The sequence below is a fragment of the Cohnella sp. WQ 127256 genome (assembly GCF_024519285.1).
In the GTDB taxonomy this organism is placed as follows: domain Bacteria; phylum Bacillota; class Bacilli; order Paenibacillales; family Paenibacillaceae; genus Cohnella.
The window spans coordinates 228,048-249,866 of record NZ_JAMZCY010000008.1; the positions used below are offsets into that span (position 1 = coordinate 228,048).

The window sequence follows — 21,819 nt, forward strand, 5'->3', positions numbered from 1 at the left end:
AGGATTTATGAGAAAATTATTGATTGTCGACGACGAGGAAATCCTTCGTATGCTCATCTCAGACACACTTGAGGATTTGGATGTTCACATTGAATTGGCCGAGGATGGCAAGGTTGCCTTGGATAAACTACAACAGTCGGAATATGATCTCATGATTCTCGACTATATGATGCCACAGCTAACGGGAATGGAAGTGCTCGAACGGTTGCCAGTGGACTTGAAGAAGCGAATGCCTATCCTTATGCTTACGGCTAAAGCTCAGGAAGCGGATCGAATGAAGGCACTAGAGGCAGGTGCTAGTTACTTCATACCCAAACCATTTAGCCCATTAGAACTTCTGCAAGTCGTGGAAGAGATTTTAGTTGATGGAGGTGAGTAGAATTAAACCTACCCGTATTCGAACTAAATACATGCGAGCTTTAGCGGGTGCTATTACACTAGTCTTACTAATAGGGGTTTCCTTTTACTTTTATACGAACGAGCAGCAGCGTAAGCTCGACTCTGAGTTAAGTGAGTTGAAGCTGAAAACCGATACGATATTAAGCCTTTCAGATACATTGTATGACTTTGTATTCCGAGCTAGGGGGTACTATGTATTCCAAAGCAACACAGATCTTGAACAATTGAAGTTGGATTTGAAAGAGTTTGATGTGCGTCTTCAAGAGTTCTCGTCACTTAAGCTCACTAGTGAAGATAGAACGGCAAGTGAAGATTTAAGAGCCTTCTATAACGATTACACGACGAATTTGCTGCCTAAAGCTATCGGTTACGCTGAAGCGAAGGATTTTGATGCGTTGCGTGAATTATTAGAGAGCGGAGCGAATCAGATCGTCTATGATTTCATGGATTACACTAGTAATTTCAAGGAGAATTCGGATAATAGATTAAACCAAGTGATCGATGACTCTATCAAACAATCCAATCAATTTACGATTATCGCTATTTTGTTTAGCATGGTTATCCTTTTGTTGTTAGGGGGGTTATTTTGGAGGCTGTTAAGAAGCCTCATTACACCTATCCTTGAGCTTGAAGCGGCTACCAAGTCACTAGCAGCTGGACAGGAAGTTCCAATCACGCTGACCAACAGGAGCGACGAGCTTGGGCGCCTGAATGATTCCTTTATTGAGATGACTCATAGTATTCAGATCAAGGAAGAAGAGCTTATGATGCAGAATGAGGAGCTGCAAGCCCAGCAGGAAGAGCTTCAGGCACAGCAAGCCCAGTTGCAGCATTCCCTCACTGAGATTGAAAGCATCATGAAGGCATTGGATCAATCTTCAGCTGTTGCCATTCTTAATGAGCATGGCGTATTTACGTATACGAATGAACGGCTTACTGCTTTTACACAATTTAAATCTTCGGCACTTCTGGGCAAGCCCTATAAAATCATAAAGATTCGGGATTCCTCGTTAAAGGCTCTTAAAGAATTGGAAGAGAGAGTCGCTAAAGGTGGAGTCTGGAACATCGAAATGGAATTGGAGAGACAAGATGGATCAGCCATATGGTTTGATCTTACGGTCGTTCCCTATCTTAACGAGCATGGGGAAGTCTATAAATATATTCTGATCGGTAATGACATTACATCGAATAAAGCGATACAGAAAGAACTTGCGGAATCGTTGCAACAGACAGAAAAAACGATGGACATTCTAAAAAATCATAATTTATTGAATCATGAAATCACATATACGTTGAATAAACAGGATCTTGTCGAGAAGTTCAATCACTTTATTAATGAACTGCATTCCTTTGACTCTAGCCTTTTCATGATCGTTAGAGAAACGATATATTCATCAAGAGGAATTCCGCAAGAAGTTATAGAGCGTTATGTTAACCATTCTTCCAATGATATGCTGGATAGACTGGCTCAGGAAAAAACGTATATCGTTCAAAGAAAGGCAAGCAATGCTGAGCTAGGAATATCGACATTGTCCGTAGATTGCTATGACCTATACACTGCCGTAACGGATACGAAAGACAACGTTGTTGCTCTCTTCTGTGCTACAAGAATAGGCAGGGTGTACGAAGAGGAAGAGATAGAAGCGATACAAGGGCTGATGAAACGAGTCTCTCTGGCGGTTGAAAGAATAGAGATGGTCGAAGATATAGAGATGGCCCATAAGCTGAACCAAGATATTGTTAACAATGTAAATGAGGGTATCCAATTCGTAGATTCCAACGGAACGATGACTAATAATAATCAAGCGTTGAGTGAGATTATCATGTGCAAGGAATGGGGAGAAGGTAAAGGCATCCCTATAGATCAATGGATACATGATATTTCCGATCAATGCAGCTCAGCTCCAGAATTAGAGGAATTTTTCCGGATGGCACTATCGCAAGAGTGCGAGGAATCCAGTAGCACGCAATATTCCATCGGTAATGATACTAAGAGGTATATTGACGTGTATGCCACACCGGTTGTGCGTCGCGGTGCAAGGATCGGTACCTTGTTCGTGCATCGTAACATTACTAAAGAGCACGAGCTGGATGTCATGAAATCGGAATTGGTCAGTACAGTAAGTCATGAATTAAGAACGCCGCTTTCTAGCGTATTAGGCTTTACAGAATTATTGCTCTCCAAGCCTTTGAAGCCTGAGCGTCAGAAGAAGTATCTCGAAACGATTCATAAAGAAGCTCTAAGGCTGACTAACTTGATTAACGATTTCCTCGACTTGCAGAGAATGGAGTCCGGTAAACAGAGCTATGACATAGAGACATTTGCGTTAAATCGAATTGCAATGGAAGTCATCGATCAGTATAAGGTCGGGACTAAGCGCAATGTCTTACTTATTGATGAAGCCAAATTTGTGGATGTTGATGTAGATAAGATGAGGATCGTACAGGTATTTACTAATCTAATCAGCAACGGAATTAAGTTCTCACACGAAGACGGTGACGTCAAAGTGAGGATGTATAATGTGCAGGATAAGATCGTGGTAAGAATAGAAGATAAGGGGCTTGGTATTGCGAAGGAGCAGATCGATATTCTATTCCAAAAATTCCGCCGAGTGGACAACAGTACCTCCAGAAAAGTAGGAGGAACCGGTCTGGGACTTGCAATCTGCAAGGAAATCATCGAGAAGCACCATGGCAGGATCGGAATAGAATCCGTCGAAGGGGAAGGAACAAGCGCTTGGTTTGAATTGCCTTTGCGCTCACCGAAAAATGCGCCTGAAGATGATATTGGTGTTCTGATAGACGGGGACAATGAAAATATTCAGAACGTCATGATCGTTGAAGATGATTCGAGTTTGTCTTTACTCTTATCAGAGGAATTGAAGGCAAAGGGCTTCCGGGTCACTCATCATTATAATGCCCAGAAGGCCTTTGAAGAGGCTTTGACTGTACGATTCGTTGGGATCGTCGTGGATATTATGCTGGGAGATGAGTTAGATGGCTGGGATCTTATTCGAATGTTGAAGAATGATGTGCGCACGGAAAAGGTGCCCATCGTTATTTCTTCAGCGCTAGATAAGTCTGATGAGAATCTTCAAGAGTTTTCGATTAATAAATATTTAACGAAGCCTTACCCACCAGGAGAACTGTCCAAAGTGTTTATCGAAATCATTAATATAACTGAACCTAGCGGTGATATATTATTTCCGGATAATATCGAAGATGAGGGATAAGTAGGATGTTGCTGTACACAATACTAATTGTTATTAACGTAGTTACCTTAGCATTAATGGCGCATGATAAGTCGCAGGCAAAGAAACATGCGAGAAGAGTACCCGAGAGAACGTTGTTTCTCTGGGCGGCAATTGGAGGTGCGGCAGGAGCCATCATCGCGATGAGAATATGGCGGCATAAGACGAAGCATCCGACGTTTGTTATCGGGATGCCCGCGATTCTAGTCGCACACGTGCTTCTCGCTGTGTGGATTTATTATTGAGTAACAGGCGTCAAAAGAATGAACAAAGAAGAGGATGCGACAGGTTTTACCCCTGTGCATCCTCTTCTTTGTTATTTATCGCTTATGGAGTTGTTTGAATGAGTTTTTCTAAGATCTTCACGGTGTTGTCCTGATGTTTATCGCTTGTGCGGATAGCTAAGATCGTACGTTCCCCTGACAATTCAATTCCATTGAATATCGGGTTTCCGGTAATATCGATTCCGTAGGGCTCTGGAACGGAATCCTCTTCGTACTGGGCTGTGCGAATCTTATTCTCCGGAATTGGAATAGTAAGTTTAGCAGCTAGGCTATCGGGAGCATTTAATTTAATGAAGGCACCCTGTGCGGCTAGACTCTTAAAGTTTTTCTCATCCGTGATATAGAGATTCGATTTCTCAGTCATTAGCATGAGCACGCTTTTCTGTTGCATGGCCATATCCTGTGGGCTCGTGATTTCTGTCGGAACGAATACGAGCATAGTCTCAATCCTCTGCCAATCAGGAAAGAGCTTTAGCATGTTTTGCTCAAGTATTTTTTCATCTGCGAAGTAAAAGTTGCCGAATATGCTGACAGACAGATCTGCCGGAGGCGTGTTCGCGGCTTCGCGTCTCTTGTCGATGCCCTCTTTAATTAAATATCCCGCGATCAAAACGATAATAATACCGATGATGACATGAAATTTATAATAGTAAAAGAAATGACCTGCTTTTGTTTGCTTTTCCGTCGTAACGAGCTTCTCTGTTTCGATTCCCAACACAAGATTATAGGCTTGATTGATCTGTGTTAAATCTAGTGGTTGATTGCCATCTTCGCCTTCGACTGTGCGTGACTTCTCGGAACGGGCTCTCTTCATCAAAATAAAATAGCGATTTTCAACTTGCTCACGGGTTGCATCCTCATCTAAACCAAGGATTTCGTATGCTTTTCTGAGATCTTCCAATTCGTTCACTCCACTCCAGTCAACAGCCTTCTGTGTCTATCTACTTAAGAATACACGAAGTATAGAAGCACGTGCAAACTTACCATGTTTGGAGCACTGAATCGGTTTTGTTTTCTTTAACAGATGGAGTTATAGTTTCTTGAACTTTGGTTGCCTGTTTCTCTTCAGGAATGATAATCGTCGAGTCTTTGGCATCCATTTTACTAGTTCCGTGGAAGGTAGCACCGGATTCAATGGAAAGCTCCAGTGCGGATAAGTTGCCGTGAAGCTGGCCTGTTGTTTTGATTGTCAATTTACCTGTAACCGCGACATTTCCGACGACTTGTCCAGCGATGACCACATTCCGGGCTTGGATGTCTGAACGCGCAATACCATTTTCCCCAATGGTAATATCTCCCGCGCATTCGATATCTCCAACCATTTGCCCTTCAATACGTAAGCCGGCTTCCGATTTTATTTTCCCTTCGAACGAGGTTCCCTCGCCAATTAAAGTATCCGTCGCATTCAGATCGATTTTTATTTTCTTATTCTTAAACATAGTTAGTTACTCCTCCTGGTTGCCTTTAGATACGGCTGCGGATCAACGTGCTCACCTTTAATGATAACTTCATAATGGAGATGAGGGCCTGTACTGCGTCCTGTTGAGCCAATTTCTCCAATGATGTCACCTTTAGTTACTTTTGCTCCGACTGTGGTCAGAATTTCACTCATATGAGAATAATGCGTACGGATACCGTTTGCATGGGAAATCAGTACATTGTTGCCATGAGAAGTACTACGCCCAGCTTCGATGACCGTTCCGTCAGCTGTTGCATAGATCGCATCTCCGGTATTTCCACCAAGATCCAATCCGGCATGATAGGTGGCCCGTCGAGTAAAGGGATCCTTGCGGATGCCGTAGGTTGAAGTGATTTTGCGAGAGTCTGCCGGCCATATCGTCGGAGTTACCGCGATTATTTTCTGTTGCTTGGCAACATCAATTTTGGTTTGCTCTAGCTCAGGCTTCATAAATTGAATTTGTTCATCTAAGGACAGGAATTGACTTCGGGTTTGCTCGACTAGAAGTCCCATATCTTCCTCAGTAATCGGGAGCTCTTCACCACCTGTCCCACTGTCCATCGAAAATTGCTCAGCATCGTCAGTCTTATTATCGGGAGAGGGTTTGTCGGATTCTTTGGATTTGCTAGAATCGTTTGTCTCAATACCAACCATTTCCTTGAGTTGAGATTCGAGAACCTCGATATCGTTCACTCGTGTATTGATTTTCTGAGCTTGCTCGGACAGATCGACAAGATCAGTCTGAAGCTCATCAATATGCTCGTCCTTGCTCTTGATGATCTGTTCATAATCTCCAGTAGCGGAGGACAATTGCTGCTTAAGCTGCCCAATCTGATTCGTATTTCCACGGTACAGAAGGAATGCTGTAATGCTAATTGCAAGTATTGCGATTGTTGTGATTAGTCCGATTACGAGGATAACTGCTGATAGTTGAAAACGCATCACCGAGCTGTTCGCATCCGGGATCACCATGAAGGTGAATTTCTTATGTCGCCATTTCATGACTTTCCTCCTGCTTTTCTACATCATCATCCCACATTACTTCGACCTATTCGTCAAAAAATCCTTCATTAATTAAAAAAAATGAAACAATCAAGTGGAAAAAGGAGGACTTTGTCGAATTAGGGCGAATCAAATAATACAGCGACGGCCGAGAATTGACGCCGGGGAGGTTCATTATGATTAAGTTAGCAGGAATAGATATTGGTAATGATAGTGTCAAATTGGTTGTAAGTGGGTCTAATGAGCCAGTTATTATACCAAATATCGTATCACCGGGGTACGAAAGGCATGTGCTTCAAGAGGAAGATTCACCATTGAAGGCTCTTGACGTTATGGTATACAGCCCTAAGTTGAAAAAGAAGAGCCAGCGGTATTTTGTTGGACAGCTTGCTTCTGAGGATCAAGATAATGCGGAGCTAGAGGAAACGGACAACAAGGCGACTAGCGATCAATCCCTTATCGTTGCATTGACGGCTTTAGCTTATGCTAGTGTGACGAGCGTAGCTCATACCCTTCAGCCTGGACAAACGATTGATCAGGTTGAATACGTGATTGGTACGGGTTTACCGGTGCGGACATTTGCTCGTTATCATCAGTCATTTGAAGAACGGCTTGTTGGAGAGCATGAGGTTACATTCCTATCGACACCGAAGCTGCGTGGGCGTACGGTTCGTGTAAATATCCGCCGCGCGATTGTTTCTGTTGAGGGAGCAGCTGCATTGTTCCATATGGCGACACATGAGAACCTGCAGGTGAGAGATGAAGAACTTTACTATGGCTGTATCGGGATTTGCGAGATGGGTGCTCTAACCACAGATTTACCTGTCGTGAAACGGATGAGCATAGATAACCAATTTAGCACAGGTGAGCAGTTAGGATTAGCTTCCTACTTGGATTCGATTATGCGTGAAGTAGAAGATCAATTCGGTTATCGTTTTCCGAGTCGGACGAAGCTAATTCAACGAATTCGCAAGCACGAATTCATCATTCAGCGCGTGGGTGAGGGGCAAGCAGATATACGTCCAATCGTCGATAACTACTTTGGCCGTGCGGCGCAGAAGATTGTGGATCTGATTCGTAAACGCTGGAAGAAGTACCCGGATATTCAATGCTTCTATGTACTAGGTGGCGGGGCAGCAGCTCTGAAGCCATACATCCTAGATGCAGCAGAGAACATGCGCCTTCGCTTCGTTGAAGATAGTGAGCTACAGAACGTATATGGCTATCTCAAGCTAGCAAAGAACAAGACCTCTCAGTCAGAGCAGTTATAAATCATACGAATGGTTATCCCATTTGGTTGAAACAGACCAAAGGGATAGCCATTTTTTAACGATTAGGAAGGGGATCAGGTGCTGCGGTAACGCTATTCGTGTTCGGAAGGTGCAAATAAAAAGGAATGGGGATATCCTGAAGGTCAAAGACCGTCAAGGATATCCCCATTCCTTTTTATTATACAGTTACGTTTCTTCCACCAATCCAGATCGTTTGAATGTCTAATGTACCATCCAACTGTAGGAAGTCTGCAGCTTTTCCAACCTCTAACGTTCCGGTTGTGCTATCGATCCCGAGCTGTCGTGCCGGATTCGCGCTTGCCATGCGGCTTGCTTCTTCAATTGAAACTCCGACCTCGCGGACCAAATAGCGGACCGCATTAATCATCGTAAGTGTACTTCCTGCTAAGCTACCTGATTCCTTCAATCGGGCAACTCCACAGGTCATATGAACAGGTAGTCCGCCTAGATTGTATTCCCCGTCAGGCATACCCGCGGCAGACATTGCGTCGGTGACGAGAATAACATTATGCGTCCCTTTGGCACGTGTAATGAGCTTGATGCCTGCCGGATGCACATGATGCCCGTCAGCAATGACTTCAGCGGTAATACGGTCATCGGTAAGCACAGCGCCGACCGTTCCCGGCTCGCGATGATGAAGAGGCTTCATCGCGTTAAAGGTATGCACAGCATGCCGCAATCCATTGTCCGCAGCTGCGATAATTTGGTCGTAGGTCGCATCCGTGTGACCACAGCTCGGAACGATCCCATGTTGATCCAGCTTCCGAATATACTCTAGTGCACCTTCAGACTCGGGTGCCAATGTTTGTATTTTTAGGATGCCTGGAAAGCGAGTCACCCATTCCTCTAACCAGTCTTGCTGGGGAGGAATAATAAAATCGGGATTTTGTGCGCCTTTCCATTTTACGTTGACGAAAGGACCTTCTAAATGCACGCCAACGATTTGTGTGTAGGGCATTGATGTCGACATAAAAGAACGTACGCGTTCAATTACGGCAGTCAAATCCTCACGGGAGGCGGTAAGCGTTGTTGCCAATAAGCTTGTTGTTCCGTTCGAAGCATGGAATTTCGTAATGGCTTCAATGCCGACCTCATCCGCTTCCATGAAGTCGTGACCCGCACCGCCATGAACATGTACATCGATAAAGCCGGGGATAATCCAGCTTCCTTGAACATCAATCGTTTCAATGGAGTGGAGGCTAGCTTTGACTTCATTAGCGTCTGCGTCAGTATTGCTTCCGATATTCGTAATGATTCCATCTTCAACGAGTATCGATCCATCCTCTATTACACCCGATGGGGTTACGATTCGTGCGTTAATAATTTGAAACTTTCCGTTAGCGATGTTGCTCATGCGAGTTTACCCGCGGCCGCAGAATCAAGCAACACAATTAAATTAGGATGTGTCTGCAGCAGAGATGCCGGACAATCCGTTGTAATAGTGCCATGTAAAGCACGTTTAATAATATCTGCTTTGTCTGCCCCTTTGACGACGAGCAGGATTTTTTTTGCTTTAAGAATCGTACCTACACCCATCGTGATGGCTTGCTTTGGCACATCGTCGATCGAGTCAAAAAATCTTGCATTTGCTTCTAATGTTTCTTGTGCTAAATCTACGACATGAGTTCCTTTAATTAAGGCATGCGCGGGCTCATTAAACCCGATATGTCCATTATGTCCGAGACCAAGTAACTGCAAGTCTACTTGTCCGGAAAGCTCAATAGCTTCGTCATATTTGCGGCATTCCTCTGCTGGATCAGCAGCATTACCATCTGGGATGTGACATTGCGATGCAGGTAGATCAATATGATCGAACAGATTGCTGTTCATATAAGAACGGTAGCTTTCTGGATGGTTGATAGGTAGGTTAACATACTCGTCCAAATTAAAAGTCGTTACATCACGGAAGCTGATCATACCTCTTTGATAGTCGTTAACGATTTGTTTATAGATACCGACCGGAGTACCTCCAGTAGCAAGGCCAATTACCGCACGGGGTGTCGTTTGGATTTGACCGATGATGATGTTAGCAGCTGCTTCATTCAGCTTATCGTCGCTGTCGAAAGTAATAATGTTCATTTTGATTTTCTCTCCTCTTTGCTAGTTGTATATCGTTCAACCGTCTTATAAGACTGCTCAAGACGGGAAGCGTATTGTTCGAAATGCTCGCTAACGAGTCCAATAAACAGGATGTCGATGACGTGTAGTGTTGCCATTCGCGATGCCATATCCCCGCGACGCATTCCGACTTCTGACGAAGAAGTGAATAGCTTTATGGAGGCTTGATCAGCAAGTGTATTCGCTCCGAATCGAGTAATGGACAACGTAGTGGCTCCTTGCTCGGAAGCACTGCGAAGCGCATGGATCGTTTCTGGAGTTTCACCCGAATAGGAAATTCCGATAGCCACGTCTTTAGAAGTTAAAGAGGCAGATGATGTCAGCTGGAGATGGGGGTCGGAGTATGCAGCAGCCGTTTTCCCAATCTGAATCAGCTTATGGAAGAAATCCTGGGCTACGATACCGGAGGTCGCAGAACCATATAGATCAATACGGTTAGCATGGTGTAACGCTTGAATAGCTAGGCGGAGCTGGGCAAGATCAAGCACCTGAGTCGTATCCGTAATTGAACGCATATGATTCGCAGTAATGGCTCCCACGATATCATGCAGAGCATTGCCTGCGACAATATCTTGATATTGATTCGGGGTGGACGTTTGTTGGACGAGCTCAGTAGCGAGCTTCTGCTTAAAGTCGGGAAAGTTGTGCGAATGAAATGTTTTGCAAAATCGCGAAATGGTAGCTGTACTACTTCCAGATTGTGCTGCTAGCTCGGTAATGGTCATCTGCACGGCTTGCTGCGGGTGCTGGATCAAATACTCGGCTAACGTGCGCTCTTTAAGATGTAAGCTATCCAATCTTTCCTGGATTGCGTTCAGAATGCTCATGACTCACATCCCTTGACTAGAAAATTAGTTTCCTTCAAAAACGATATTACAAGAAAATTAGTTTCATGACCTATCCCTATTGTACAGCAAGCCAATTTAGCTTGCAATCCAGATTTTTACGTTGGAATAACTACCGATCTACATGAACTCCACCCCTTTATCTACAACATTCGGATTTTCAATATTTAACACTTATAAGGTGCGTTTCTATCTTAAACCAAGTTGATGTTATTTACTTTTTGAATCTAAATTGACAGATATTTACGGTGGGCTTATATTGAAAAATAGGAAATAGAAAACGTTTCCACATGTTCAATCACCATGAATGAATAGATGATCCGAGAGGAGATTGCTATACGGATGACGGTAGTTGATGAAGAATTAGCTCCCATTGCCATTAAGGATATTATTCGTGCGGATGGCGTTAAGAGAGTGTTCGGTAGAGGCTCCGGTGCCGTCACAGTTCTTAATGGTGTAGATGTTCAAATTCCAACGGGGAAGCTGGTCGCTTTTAAAGGCAGATCGGGCTCTGGAAAAACGACACTTATTAATCTATTGAGTACTTTGGATCGTCCGACGGAAGGCACGATTACCTTTGATGGCCGTGATCTTACTGCAATGTCCAATAAGGAGAGAGATTTAGTCCGTCGGAAGGAGATGGGACTTATTTTTCAATCCTTTGCGCTTATTCCTCTCATGTCCGCTTACGAGAACGTTGAATTTGTGCTGAGAATTTCCGGAATTCCGGCGAATGAACGCAAGGAGGCTGCTATTCAGGCTTTGGAGCATGTCGGATTGAAGCCAAGAATGCATCATCGGCCCTTCGAGATGTCGGGCGGTGAACAGCAAAGAACGGCTATTGCGCGTGCAATTGCCCACAAGCCGAAGCTGATTCTTGCAGACGAACCTACAGCAGAATTAGATAGCCGAACAGGACTACATATTATTAAGGTTTTCCGGGATTTGGTGGAGTTAAGTGGCATCACAATCATTCTGACTACGCATGATCCAGCTATTATGGAAATCGTGGACCAAGTATATGAACTGGAGGATGGTCAAATTGTCTCGCACAATTAAACAAGCTGTAGTTCTTGGATTAACAATCGTTCTTGGCAGTGCATTGGCTGGATGCTCGCTGCTTCCTAGAGAAGAGGAAGCACTAAATCCACCACTCGTTAAGCCTGCGCAGGAAAATTATACGACTGTTAATGTAGCAAAGGGATCGATTGTCAAATCAATCAATGGAAGTGGAACCTTTGAGTCCATCCAAACGGATGTTTCTCAATTTACGGGACAAGGGGGAAGGATTGATAAAATTTTGGTCAAATCAGGGGATGTCGTTAAAAAAGGCGATGTACTCGTGCAGTTAATATTAGACGGACTAGATTTAAAGTTGAAAGAGCAGCAGCTTGCGTTAGAAAAAGCGAAATATGGCTTTCAGTTAGCTCGTAATGCTGAGGAACAGGAGCTCAAGATTGCGCAGCTGCTGCTTGAAATCGAGCAAATCAAATACGATAGGCTTTCTGAGGAGTATAGCAACAAACAGTTGGTCGCTGGTATTGATGGTCAGGTCGTGTTCGCTGAAACGCTTAAGGAAGGCGACTATATTGAGGCGTACCAGACATTGGTCATCGTTGCTGATCCTAACAATCTTCGGATTGCCATCCGAGTGGATAACCCTGCGGATATTAGAGAGGTTGAGGTGGGGGTAGCCGCGGATATTACGTATAAACAAGACAAGGTTGTAGGGAAGGTTGTTCAAACCCCATCCTCCTCACCGGAAACGCTAAACAAAGATTTAGCAGAAAAATATGCGAAGACAATATACATTGAGGTTCCTAAGCAACCGAAAAACGTCAGTATCGGTTCAATGGCAGATGTGAAGATCATTACACAGCAACGTGACAATGTACTGAAGATCCCACGCAGTGGGCTGCGCTCGTATCTCGGTCGAAATTTCGTAAGGGTGCTGGAGGATGGCAAGCGACTAAGAGAAGTTGATGTCGAAACGGGACTGACCGGATCTACTGAAATTGAAGTCGTTCAAGGGCTGACGGAAGGCCAAGTTATCGTTATGCAATAATGATTCGGTATTCAGCATTCTTAGAGTTAGGGAGGCTATGGTGTGGCCTTATTTGTCATGATCATCCGTAAAATGGTTCAAAATAAATGGCTCGTTTCCAGTATGTTTTTCGGTATTTTAATGACTGTTGCGCTTGTTGGCACGATGCCCATCTATTCTGAGGCGATTTTAAGTCGCATGCTCGTCAAGGACTTAGAAACGTTCCAGAAGGAAAAAGGGGTCTATCCAGGGTCACACTGGACGATGATGGGCTTCTATAACGAAAAAAGCGAGCAGCGGGCAAAGCTTATAGCGTCGATGGATCAATTCATGGAGTTCGAAGCCGGGCCAGGATTTGGTATCCCCGTAAAGGAGCTTGTGCAAGAACGACGTACCAAACAAGTCACGCTTATTCCTGAAGGGGAAGCGATAGATAAGAAGAAAAAGGTAACTGCATCGCTCCGATCCTACAGCGATCTTGAGGAGCATATTAAGCTCGAGGATGGAAGAATGCCATCCAAGCAGCCTGTCGAGGGTGTTTACGAGGTGCTCCTCACGGAACAAGCGCTGAGCAACTTCAAAACAGTATTAGACAAAGTATTTGTCCTGCAGGATGATAAAATCTTAGGCACTATAAAAATTAAACCTGTTGGTGTTTTCAGCAAAAAGCAAGATGATGATCCTTACTTTCGGAATGTGAGCCTTAGTGACTTAAACTCGGTATTCGTCATTCATGATGGGATTTTTAATGAGCAGTTCATTAAGGGGAATACAATCCCGGTTGTATCAAGCGGTTGGTTCTTCGTACTGGATTATTCCAAAATGGAGCTTAGGAACGTAAATGACTTTCTAGCGACGGATAAAGCGATTAAGGCTGCGGTGAAAAAGAAAGTCGTAACGTTCCAGTCTGAGTTCACTGTTCCTGCGTTAACAACGATCGAAAAGTATTTTGAACGCTCCAAGCAGTTGGGCAAGCTTATGTGGTCATTGAACGTTCCTGTTCTCATTATGCTTGGCTTCTATATGTTCATGGTAGCGAATTTGATTATTGATCGGCAGAAAAATGAAATCGCCATATTGCGAAGCAGAGGAGCTGCAAGATGGCAAATTATTCTCTCCTATGCGGTTGAAGGACTGCTGCTTTGTGGAATTGCTTGGTTTGTAGGGCCGTTTGTCGGAATGGGACTGACGAAGATTCTTGGAGCTTCTAACGGTTTTCTGGAATTCGTCCAACGGTCTCGCATGACAGTTCACTTGAATGATCAGGCGTTCCTCTATGGAGGAATCGCAGCAGCTGTGTCCCTTCTCATGATGCTTATTCCAGTGGTGTTGGCTACCCGCGTATCTATTGTCGGACATAAACAACAGCTTGCTCGTATGCAGCGGACACCCTTTTGGCATAAAGCATTTTTGGATGTCGCTGCTTTGGCCATATCTATTTATGGGTTATATACCTTTCAGAATCGATTGAAGGATATGAGAAGCTTAGGCTTGAAAACGGACGATCTGAAAATCGATCCCTTGCAGTTTGTCATGCCAGCTTTGTTCGTTGTTGGAGCGGGCTTGCTGCTGCTGAGGTTGTACCCTTACGTCCTTAAGCTAATCTATTGGGCGGGGCGCAAATGGTGGCCTCCGTCTCTCTACGCTACGCTCATTCAAGTGGGTCGCTCGAATAGTCAATACCAGTTTCTCATGGTGTTCCTGATTATGACCATTGCGATCGGAGTATTTAGTGCAGGGGCCGCTAGAACACTCAATATTAATACGGAGCATCGGATTCGTTATAGTCACGGAGCGGATTTTGTCTTGCAGTCGCAATGGCAAAATGATGCCCCCCCACCTCCAGCTCCGGGAGGTCCACCCGCTGCTCAAGCAACGCTGGTTCCAAAGGTTATTCATTATCTGGAGCCGAGCTTTGACCCCTATTTGAAATTAACAGGTGTTGAGCAGGCAGCCAAGGTGTTCATAAAAAATAAAGTGGGCTTCTATTCTGGGGAGAAATCGGGTACGGCTACACTCATTGGTGTGGATAGTGACGATTTTGGTAGAACATCTTGGTTTCCAGATCAGTTATTAAATTATCCATTCTATGAATACTTGAACTTGATCGCAGCCGATCCTCGTGCGGTGCTTATTTCTCGAACGTTAGCAGAGCAACGTGATGTGAAGACGGGAGACACGATAAGTGTAGGCTGGGAAAACGTAGATTCACAGCCTTTCGTCGTCTTCGGCATCATCGATTACTTCCCGACCTTTAACCCGAATCCGCCATTAGGCTCGATTGATGCTTCTGAAACGGATGCGAAGAGCAATGCACCGATGCTGATTGTTGGGAATCTAAGCCGCATTCAATTTCAGTTGGCACTAGAGCCCTATCAGGTTTGGTTAAAGATGAAGCCTGGGTACTCTAATGCAGAATTTTATGAGAGTATTGAAAAAAATAAGCTCCCTCTTATTAGTATTACGAATACGAAAGAGGACTTAACGAAGGCCAAAAATGATCCTTTCTTGCTTGCACTTAATGGGATTCTAACTTTAGGCTTTATTGTTTCTATATTGATTAGCTTCGTGGGCTTCTTGCTGTATTGGATATTATCACTTAAAGGACGAACGCTACAGAACGGAATTATGCGGGCCATCGGTTTGTCGCTGCGTCAATTGATAGGTATGCTTGCCATAGAGCAGCTACTCACCTCTGGTGTCGCAATTCTGATCGGTGTTGTGGTCGGTAATGTGGCTAGCCAGCTATTCGTTCCGAATTTCCAAATTGCCTTTAATCCAAGCAGTCTCGTTCCCCCATTCAAGGTTATGTTCGAAGCGATTGATTTTATCCGTCTCTATTCCATTGTTATCATTATGCTTCTACTCGGGCTTGGCATATTGTCTATCATGCTCTCCCGTATTCGCGTTCATCAAGCGTTGAAACTAGGGGAGGATTAACCGATGATCAAATGCGAAGGTTTGGTGAAAATATACAAAGCTGCTGATCTCGAGGTATTTGCATTACAAGGCTTAGATTTGCAAATAGAAACAGGAGAGCTGATGGCGATCATCGGCAACAGTGGAAGTGGCAAGTCCACGCTGATGAATATGCTAGGTGGATTAGATCGTCCATCTGCTGGGATGCTTGAAATTGATGGCAAGAATATGCTGAAAATGTCCGAGCGCGATCTCGTACGATATAAGAGGGAAAGCGTTGGATTTGTATGGCAGAATAACGCTCGGAATTTAATTCCTTATTTGACCGCGCTCGAGAATGTGGAGCTGCCAATCCTGCTTAAGGGAAAACGCAGAAGATTACGCGCACTGGAGCTGCTGGAAGCGGTCGGGCTCACTCATCGCAAGAACAATAAGCTCCATCAGCTGTCCGGTGGTGAACAGCAGCGCGTAGCCATTGCCATTGCTCTGGCGAATCATCCAAAGTTGTTGCTGGCGGATGAGCCGACAGGCTCGGTAGATTCGCGTATGGCAGATCAAATTCTTGATCTCTTCCGTGAGCTTAACCGGACGATCGGGATTACCGTTGTCATCGTTACTCATGATCCTCTGCTCGCCAAGAAGGTCGATCGAGTTGTTTCTATTCGAGACGGGAAGATTTCATCGGAAATGCTGCGACGTAAATCGTATTCCGAAGAGCTGGCTGAGCTGGAGCGGGGCATCGTTCAAACCGAGGAAGACTCGCATGTTGAATATGCCGTGCTAGACAAAGCAGGCCGTCTACAGGTGCCAGCAGCCTATCTCGAATCTATCGGCGTTAAGGATACGAATAAAGTGAAGCTAGAGCTTGTGGAAGGCAAGATTGTGCTAACCTCACCACAGTAACCTGTAGGTATAATAGAATGACAGGAGCTGTCCCTATCGTCATCGGAAGATGAATATATGGACAGCTTCTGCATTTGAAGTCTTTCATTCCAATTTTGTGAGTTTATGAATCTATTGCTCATTTGTTGGCAGATGATATGATGGTATCAGTCTAATAGGGAATAGGAGACAGTCCTCTTGCGAAAAACGGTTATTCTCGTATTGGGAGTCGTATGCGTCGTCCTTTTTTATTTTACATTTGTTACAGCTGACAAAGTATTTCGCTCTGATTGGCAGATGCCCCAGACTTCTGATCATAAGCAGGCGAAGTACCGCCTAGTTCTGATCACTCAAGAGCTGGGAACTTCATTCTGGGACAAGGTCGGCAGCGGTGCACTTGAGGAGGCGCAACGGGCAGGTGCAAGCATCCAGGTTTGGGGAAGCTACAGCAAAAACCAAGAAGATTTTTTGAAGAAGATCGAAATTGCAATTGATTCCAAAGTAGACGGAATTATCGTACAGGGATTGGATTCAGATGAGTTCAAAAACTTGACGAAGATTAAAGCGGCATTCTATGGTATCCCTATTATCACCGTGGCAAATGACGTGCCGATGGCGGAAAGCCTTAGAAGAACCTATGTCGGTTCCGATCAGTTTATGGCCGGTCAAATGATCGCCAAACAGTTACTGTCCGATATGGGAACAGAAGGTACGGTCATCCTCATGGGCGACAGTCGTCAAGAGGATTATCAGCAGCAGAGAATGAATGGCATTCATGACGTCCTGAAGCAGTACCCGAAAGTCCATATGGAATATGCGGAAACACTGGACACGAGTGAGCAAGTAATGGCTACTACTAAGGATCTGATGAACCGGTTACCTGAAGTGGATGCATTTATTGCGGTCAATGCGAATATTACAGGGGCCATGATTCAAGAAATCGGTAAGCGCTCTCAAGTTGAGCCTTACCATATTTATTCGTTCGACGACAGCCCTGAAACGCTGTCGTTGCTCAAGCAAGGAAAGCTCGATGGGATGATCGAGCAATCCCCCGAGACGATGGGGAGGATCAGCGTGAATCTTATGATTAAATGGCTAAGTGGAGAGACGGTCCCTCTCGATACGGACGGCTACCTCACCGATATCCGGATGTTAAAGGCGACGGAAGCGCGATGAACAGTATCCAGAAGAAAATATGGACATTAGCCGCCGTCGTCTTGTTCATCATGGTAGCGATTTGGACCACGCTCACCTATTACAACCAGAAAACTCAAAATCAATACAATGATATTTTACAACGGTATTTACGATTGAATGAAGTAACTAGCGCGAGCCAGCAGACAACTACAGCGCTGTACAACTATTTGCTCACTCCGACCGAAGACAATCTAGATCAGCTAAACCTGAGCAAGGAGAAAACCCGTAAAGCGAAAATCGAGGTTATCGATTTGAGGAATACGGAGAACGATTTCACTTTGACCAACTATATGAATTTGATCGACAGTCTTGTTGAAACGACGGACCGTTCGCTCATGCTCCAATCGGAGAAAGAAACCGAGGATTCCGCGAAAACCTTCACGGAGGCTACACGCATTTCCAAGTACATCTCCGATATGACGCTGACCCTACTCGACACAGATCTGAAGACGTACGATCGCTTCTATCGCGGCATTATCGAGCAATCCGCGGAATTAAAGAAGCTTGGGGTATGGCTGTTGCTGCTCATAACTTCTCTACTCCTGCTGTTCACGTACTGGTTCTCGCTAAGTATCACAAGACCGATTCTGAAGTTAACTCAAGCTGCCAAGGAGTTGTCCCGAGGTCGATTTGATCTGCAGATAGAGGTAGAGTCGAATGACGAAATCTCCTTTCTTGCGAAGATGTTTGATCGTATGCGTATTAATATTAATAACCTGATTTCGGAAATCCAGCAGAAGGCACAGCTCGAGAAAGAACTGCAGCAGAACAAGCTACTGCTACAGGAAAGCCAGCTTCGCAGCCTGCAAAGCCAGATTAATCCTCATTTTCTTTTTAATACACTCAATACGCTTTCCAAGAAGGCTTATTTGGAAGGCTCCGAAGAAACGAGCGATCTTCTAGTTAGTGTAGCGGACTTGTTGCGTTATAACTTAAAGCGATTGGATAGATCCGTGACCCTTTACGAGGAAGTTAAGGTGCTGCGACAATACATTGAAATTCAAAGAGCTCGCTTTACAGAGCGTCTTCAATTTTATTCAGAAATCGACGAAGCCTGCTTGCATGTGCAAATACCCGGTCTAACGCTGCAGCCGATTGTTGAGAATGCTGTTATCCATGCTGTTGAGCCTGAGGAGAATGGGGGAGCGATCTGGTTCCGCATTGTCGATAGTGGCGAATGGGTAACGATTGAATTCGAGGACGATGGGCCTGGTATGACGGAGCTCAAAATCAAGCAAATACTGGAGGAGCATCTCGTCGAAACGGAAGGACATTCGACTGGGATTGGCTTTAGTAACGTCGTCAGGCGACTCCGCCTCTTTTACGGCCTTGAGGACGTGATCGGGATTGAAAGTGGTTCGGGGCGCGGCACCAAGGTCATATTAAAAATACCGAAAATAAGGGGGAGCGAGAAGTATGATAAAGCTCCTGATCGTGGATGACGAACAGATCGAGCGGGAAGGCCTCCAGGCGATTTTGCATAAAGGATTTCCTGAGGTCGTCATCGCACAAGCGAATAACGGTAAAATTGCTGTGAAGATGGCGGAAGAGTTTCAGCCTGATTTGATTCTAATGGATATCAAAATGCCTGGGATGAACGGGCTTGAAGCGATCGAACGAATCAACGCGGATAATCCTAGTATCAAGTTCGTCATGGTTACGGCATTCGATACGTTTGAATACGCACGTCTGGCGATCAAGCTTGGTGTGAAGGATTATATACTGAAGCCGAGCAAAGCCGGCGAAATTGTGGCGACGGTCGGAAAAGTACTCAAGCATATTGAGGAAGAACGGAGCACGATTGAGAAGAGCAGAGTGCAGCAAGAAGTGCTGCAAAAGGCATTGCCACTTGTCGAAATGGATGTCGTTACGCAATTGTTGTTCGATCATGTGCATGAAGTGCATTTGGACGAGCTCGTCGGACTGCTGGGCATTCGAACGACGAACGAGAAGTTTGCGATGATCGTCTTGCTGCCGCCGGGCTCAGAGAGCTTCTATTCCGCGATCAAGGAGAAGGTCAGGCAAACAGGAAGCGGGTGGGTGGGCGCTTTGTACGGCCGTCAAATTCCAATCATCGTATTCCGCGATCCGGACAGAACCTTCCGTGCTCAAGCCGTTAATCTCGCGCGCGAGCTTCTCTCTGTTGCGAAGTCCGAAGTTGGTTCAGGCTGGTTCGTTGGAATCGGGAACGCGTGCGGTTCGTTAGATCAAATCCGCCAATCCTATCAAGAAGCGCTAATTGCTAGTATGGATTCATCCCTACCCGTCAAACACCGTTTCTATGAGGATACGCCCGTGCTGGGGGTTACGCGTGATGGGCATCTGGCGAAACAGAGAGAAAAGCAGTTTTTTGATCAAATCCGGCTTGGGCAATGGGAGCAAGTCCGTTCGGACGTCATGGATTTCATTCGGTTATACGAGAATGAAGGTGCAGATCTGCTTCAGACGCAGCAACGTGTATTGGAGCTGCTTTGGATTGCTACGCGGGTGCTTATCGAAATGGGCTTCGAGACAGATACTCCGCTATATTCCTTTCAAGCACAGGATTACCGGCAGCTACGTGCTGAATCGAGCTTCCTGCTCGACCAAATGCGACAGTCGTACATGGAGCATAATGATCGGCTTGAACCTGATACAATTCAGCAAATTAAGCATTATATTATCGAGCATTCGCACGAGGATATTACACTAGAAGCGATAGGGAAGAAAGTGAGCTTAAGCCCGTTCTACATCAGTAAAATGTTCAAAGAGCAAATCGGAGTCAATTATATCGACTTTCTAACGGAATGCCGCATCGAAAAGGCCATTAAATTGATGGGCGATCCAGAAAAAAGCTTGAAAGAAATTACATACGAGGTCGGCTACAACGATCCTAACTATTTCAGCAAGGTGTTCAAAAAAATGTGTGATGCCTCACCAACGGAGTACAGGAAGACGCTCCTTGGCAAGAAAGGTTGACGGTTGATCCTACTCAGCTGATAAGGAGGCTAAGCCAATGAAACGGAGCTTTATGCAACTTAAGCATATCGTGCTTGCTCTGGCGTTGATCTGTGTTGTCTCTGCCTGTAACGGCAATGGAGAGCTAAAGAGTACCCAGGAGCCCATAATGTCAGCTAACTCGTCGCTTCAATCCGATTCAGGTGGTGGTCTCGCACCGGTCGGTGATAAGATCAAAATCGGCTTCTCCATGGACACGTTATTGGAGGAGCGTTGGCTAAAGGACAAGGATCTATTCAAAGCGGCAGTGGAAGCGTTGGGCGCGGAAGTGATTATTATGGCGGCTAACGGGGATGATGCGAAGCAAATCTCGCAAGCTGAAACCTTGATTGGGCAAGGCATTGACATCCTCGTTGTTGTTCCCCATAACGCTGAGGCGACCGCGGTCATTGTCAAGAAGGCTCATTCGGTCGGGATTAAGGTAGTCGCCTACGATCGTTTGATCAAAAACGCAGACATCGATTTGTACGTTTCCTTCGACAATGAGAAGGTGGGGGAGCTGCAAGCGGAAGCGATCACGAAATTGGTGCCCAGAGGCAAATACGTATATATTGGGGGGGCAGATACGGATAACAACGCCCACCTATTCAAAAAGGGTGTATTCAATATCATTCAGCCGATGATCGATAAAGGGGACATCCGGGTTGTATACGACCAGTGGGCTAAGGACTGGACGCCCGTTAACGCATTAGCGAATATGAAAGCTGCGTTAAGTGCAAACGATAATCGGGTTGATGCAGTCATTGCCGCGAATGATGCGACAGCGGGGGGCGTCATTCAGGCACTTACGGCGCAAGGACTCGCAGGTAAGATTCCAGTTGCTGGGCAAGATGCGGAGCTTGCGGCGGCGCAACGAATCGTCGAAGGTACGCAGACGATGACCGTATACAAGCCGATTAAGGCACTCGCCGAGAAAGCGGCTGAGCTTGCGGTCAAGCTGGCTAAGGGAGAGAACGCTGGCACAGACAGAAAAGTGAACAATGGGAAAATCGAAGTGCCATCGGTGCTCCTCTTACCGATCGCCGTCGATAAGTTCAATATCGACGAGACAATAATCGCGGATGGCTTCCATTCGAGGGAAGACGTGTATAAGAACGTGGAGAAATAGAAGGACTAAAATAAGAGACTGT

Annotated in this window: 18 protein-coding genes; 12 read left to right on the forward strand and 6 right to left on the reverse strand. The window is 45.3% G+C overall.

Annotation, left to right across the window (positions count from 1 at the left end; translation table 11 throughout):
• The first annotated feature begins 7 nt into the window (after nt 1-7).
• The 3 genes from M1K58_RS22600 to M1K58_RS22610 are packed head-to-tail and all read left to right on the forward strand — an operon-like array spanning nt 8 to nt 3,895.
• Nucleotides 8-379, forward strand: a complete 372-nt coding sequence (locus M1K58_RS22600) for a response regulator transcription factor (protein WP_256761151.1) — start codon at nt 8-10, stop codon at nt 377-379.
• Nucleotides 366-3,632 (forward strand): ATP-binding protein, encoded by a 3,267-nt coding sequence (locus M1K58_RS22605; RefSeq protein ID WP_256761152.1) that lies wholly within the window; start codon nt 366-368, stop codon nt 3,630-3,632. Before M1K58_RS22600 ends, M1K58_RS22605 begins: the two co-directional genes overlap by 14 nt.
• Nucleotides 3,633-3,637: 5 nt before the next feature.
• Nucleotides 3,638-3,895, forward strand: coding sequence for a DUF1294 domain-containing protein (locus M1K58_RS22610; RefSeq protein WP_256761153.1), 258 nt, complete (start codon nt 3,638-3,640; stop codon nt 3,893-3,895).
• A gap of 82 nt (nt 3,896-3,977) precedes the next feature.
• Here M1K58_RS22610 and M1K58_RS22615 read toward each other — a convergent pair whose 3' ends face one another.
• From M1K58_RS22615 to M1K58_RS22625, 3 genes are all read right to left on the reverse strand, one after another.
• Nucleotides 3,978-4,835 carry a hypothetical protein gene (locus M1K58_RS22615; RefSeq protein WP_256761154.1) on the reverse strand — a complete coding sequence of 286 codons (858 nt, stop codon included), beginning with the start codon at nt 4,833-4,835 and terminating at the stop codon, nt 3,978-3,980.
• 79 nt (nt 4,836-4,914) lie between these two features.
• On the reverse strand, nt 4,915-5,373 hold the full coding sequence (locus M1K58_RS22620; protein WP_256761155.1) for a bactofilin family protein: 459 nt from the start codon (nt 5,371-5,373) through the stop codon (nt 4,915-4,917).
• 2 nt (nt 5,374-5,375) lie between these two features.
• Nucleotides 5,376-6,395: a M23 family metallopeptidase gene (locus M1K58_RS22625; protein ID WP_256761156.1), complete on the reverse strand. Its 1,020-nt coding sequence runs from the start codon at nt 6,393-6,395 to the stop codon at nt 5,376-5,378.
• Between the two features lie 176 nt (nt 6,396-6,571).
• On the opposite strand from M1K58_RS22625, the gene M1K58_RS22630 reads away from it, so the two are divergent.
• Nucleotides 6,572-7,666 carry a ParM/StbA family protein gene (locus tag M1K58_RS22630; RefSeq protein WP_256761157.1) on the forward strand — a complete coding sequence of 365 codons (1,095 nt, stop codon included), beginning with the start codon at nt 6,572-6,574 and terminating at the stop codon, nt 7,664-7,666.
• A gap of 178 nt (nt 7,667-7,844) precedes the next feature.
• On the opposite strand, the gene nagA is transcribed toward M1K58_RS22630, so the two are convergent.
• Genes nagA through M1K58_RS22645 form a run of 3 tightly spaced genes read right to left on the reverse strand, consistent with a single transcriptional unit; the run spans nt 7,845 to nt 10,632 of the window.
• Complete coding sequence (nagA, locus tag M1K58_RS22635; RefSeq protein ID WP_256761158.1) at nt 7,845-9,041, reverse strand: N-acetylglucosamine-6-phosphate deacetylase; 1,197 nt, start codon at nt 9,039-9,041, stop codon at nt 7,845-7,847.
• Nucleotides 9,038-9,766 (reverse strand): glucosamine-6-phosphate deaminase, encoded by a 729-nt coding sequence (gene nagB / locus M1K58_RS22640; protein ID WP_256761159.1) that lies wholly within the window; start codon nt 9,764-9,766, stop codon nt 9,038-9,040. Before nagB ends, nagA begins: the two co-directional genes overlap by 4 nt.
• Nucleotides 9,763-10,632 carry a MurR/RpiR family transcriptional regulator gene (locus M1K58_RS22645; protein WP_256761160.1) on the reverse strand — a complete coding sequence of 290 codons (870 nt, stop codon included), beginning with the start codon at nt 10,630-10,632 and terminating at the stop codon, nt 9,763-9,765. The genes nagB and M1K58_RS22645 overlap by 4 nt, the downstream gene beginning before the upstream one ends.
• A gap of 360 nt (nt 10,633-10,992) precedes the next feature.
• Here M1K58_RS22645 and M1K58_RS22650 point away from each other — a divergent pair, with 360 nt between their 5' ends.
• From M1K58_RS22650 to xylF, 8 genes are all read left to right on the forward strand, one after another.
• Nucleotides 10,993-11,709, forward strand: a complete 717-nt coding sequence (locus M1K58_RS22650) for an ABC transporter ATP-binding protein (RefSeq protein WP_256761161.1) — start codon at nt 10,993-10,995, stop codon at nt 11,707-11,709.
• Nucleotides 11,693-12,715, forward strand: a complete 1,023-nt coding sequence (locus tag M1K58_RS22655; protein WP_256761162.1) for an efflux RND transporter periplasmic adaptor subunit — start codon at nt 11,693-11,695, stop codon at nt 12,713-12,715. Before M1K58_RS22650 ends, M1K58_RS22655 begins: the two co-directional genes overlap by 17 nt.
• Nucleotides 12,716-12,757: 42 nt before the next feature.
• Nucleotides 12,758-15,634 (forward strand): ABC transporter permease, encoded by a 2,877-nt coding sequence (locus tag M1K58_RS22660; protein ID WP_256761163.1) that lies wholly within the window; start codon nt 12,758-12,760, stop codon nt 15,632-15,634.
• Between the two features lie 3 nt (nt 15,635-15,637).
• Complete coding sequence (locus M1K58_RS22665) at nt 15,638-16,516, forward strand: ABC transporter ATP-binding protein (RefSeq protein WP_256761164.1); 879 nt, start codon at nt 15,638-15,640, stop codon at nt 16,514-16,516.
• Nucleotides 16,517-16,693: 177 nt separating this feature from the next.
• Nucleotides 16,694-17,671 carry a sugar ABC transporter substrate-binding protein gene (locus tag M1K58_RS22670; RefSeq protein ID WP_256761165.1) on the forward strand — a complete coding sequence of 326 codons (978 nt, stop codon included), beginning with the start codon at nt 16,694-16,696 and terminating at the stop codon, nt 17,669-17,671.
• Entirely contained in the window at nt 17,668-19,134 is a 1,467-nt protein-coding gene (locus M1K58_RS22675) for a sensor histidine kinase (RefSeq protein WP_256761269.1), read from the forward strand. Before M1K58_RS22670 ends, M1K58_RS22675 begins: the two co-directional genes overlap by 4 nt.
• Nucleotides 19,109-20,650 (forward strand): response regulator, encoded by a 1,542-nt coding sequence (locus tag M1K58_RS22680; RefSeq protein ID WP_256761166.1) that lies wholly within the window; start codon nt 19,109-19,111, stop codon nt 20,648-20,650. The genes M1K58_RS22675 and M1K58_RS22680 overlap by 26 nt, the downstream gene beginning before the upstream one ends.
• A 37-nt stretch (nt 20,651-20,687) precedes the next feature.
• Nucleotides 20,688-21,797 carry a D-xylose ABC transporter substrate-binding protein gene (gene xylF, locus M1K58_RS22685; RefSeq protein WP_256761167.1) on the forward strand — a complete coding sequence of 370 codons (1,110 nt, stop codon included), beginning with the start codon at nt 20,688-20,690 and terminating at the stop codon, nt 21,795-21,797.
• Nucleotides 21,798-21,819 lie beyond the last annotated feature (22 nt).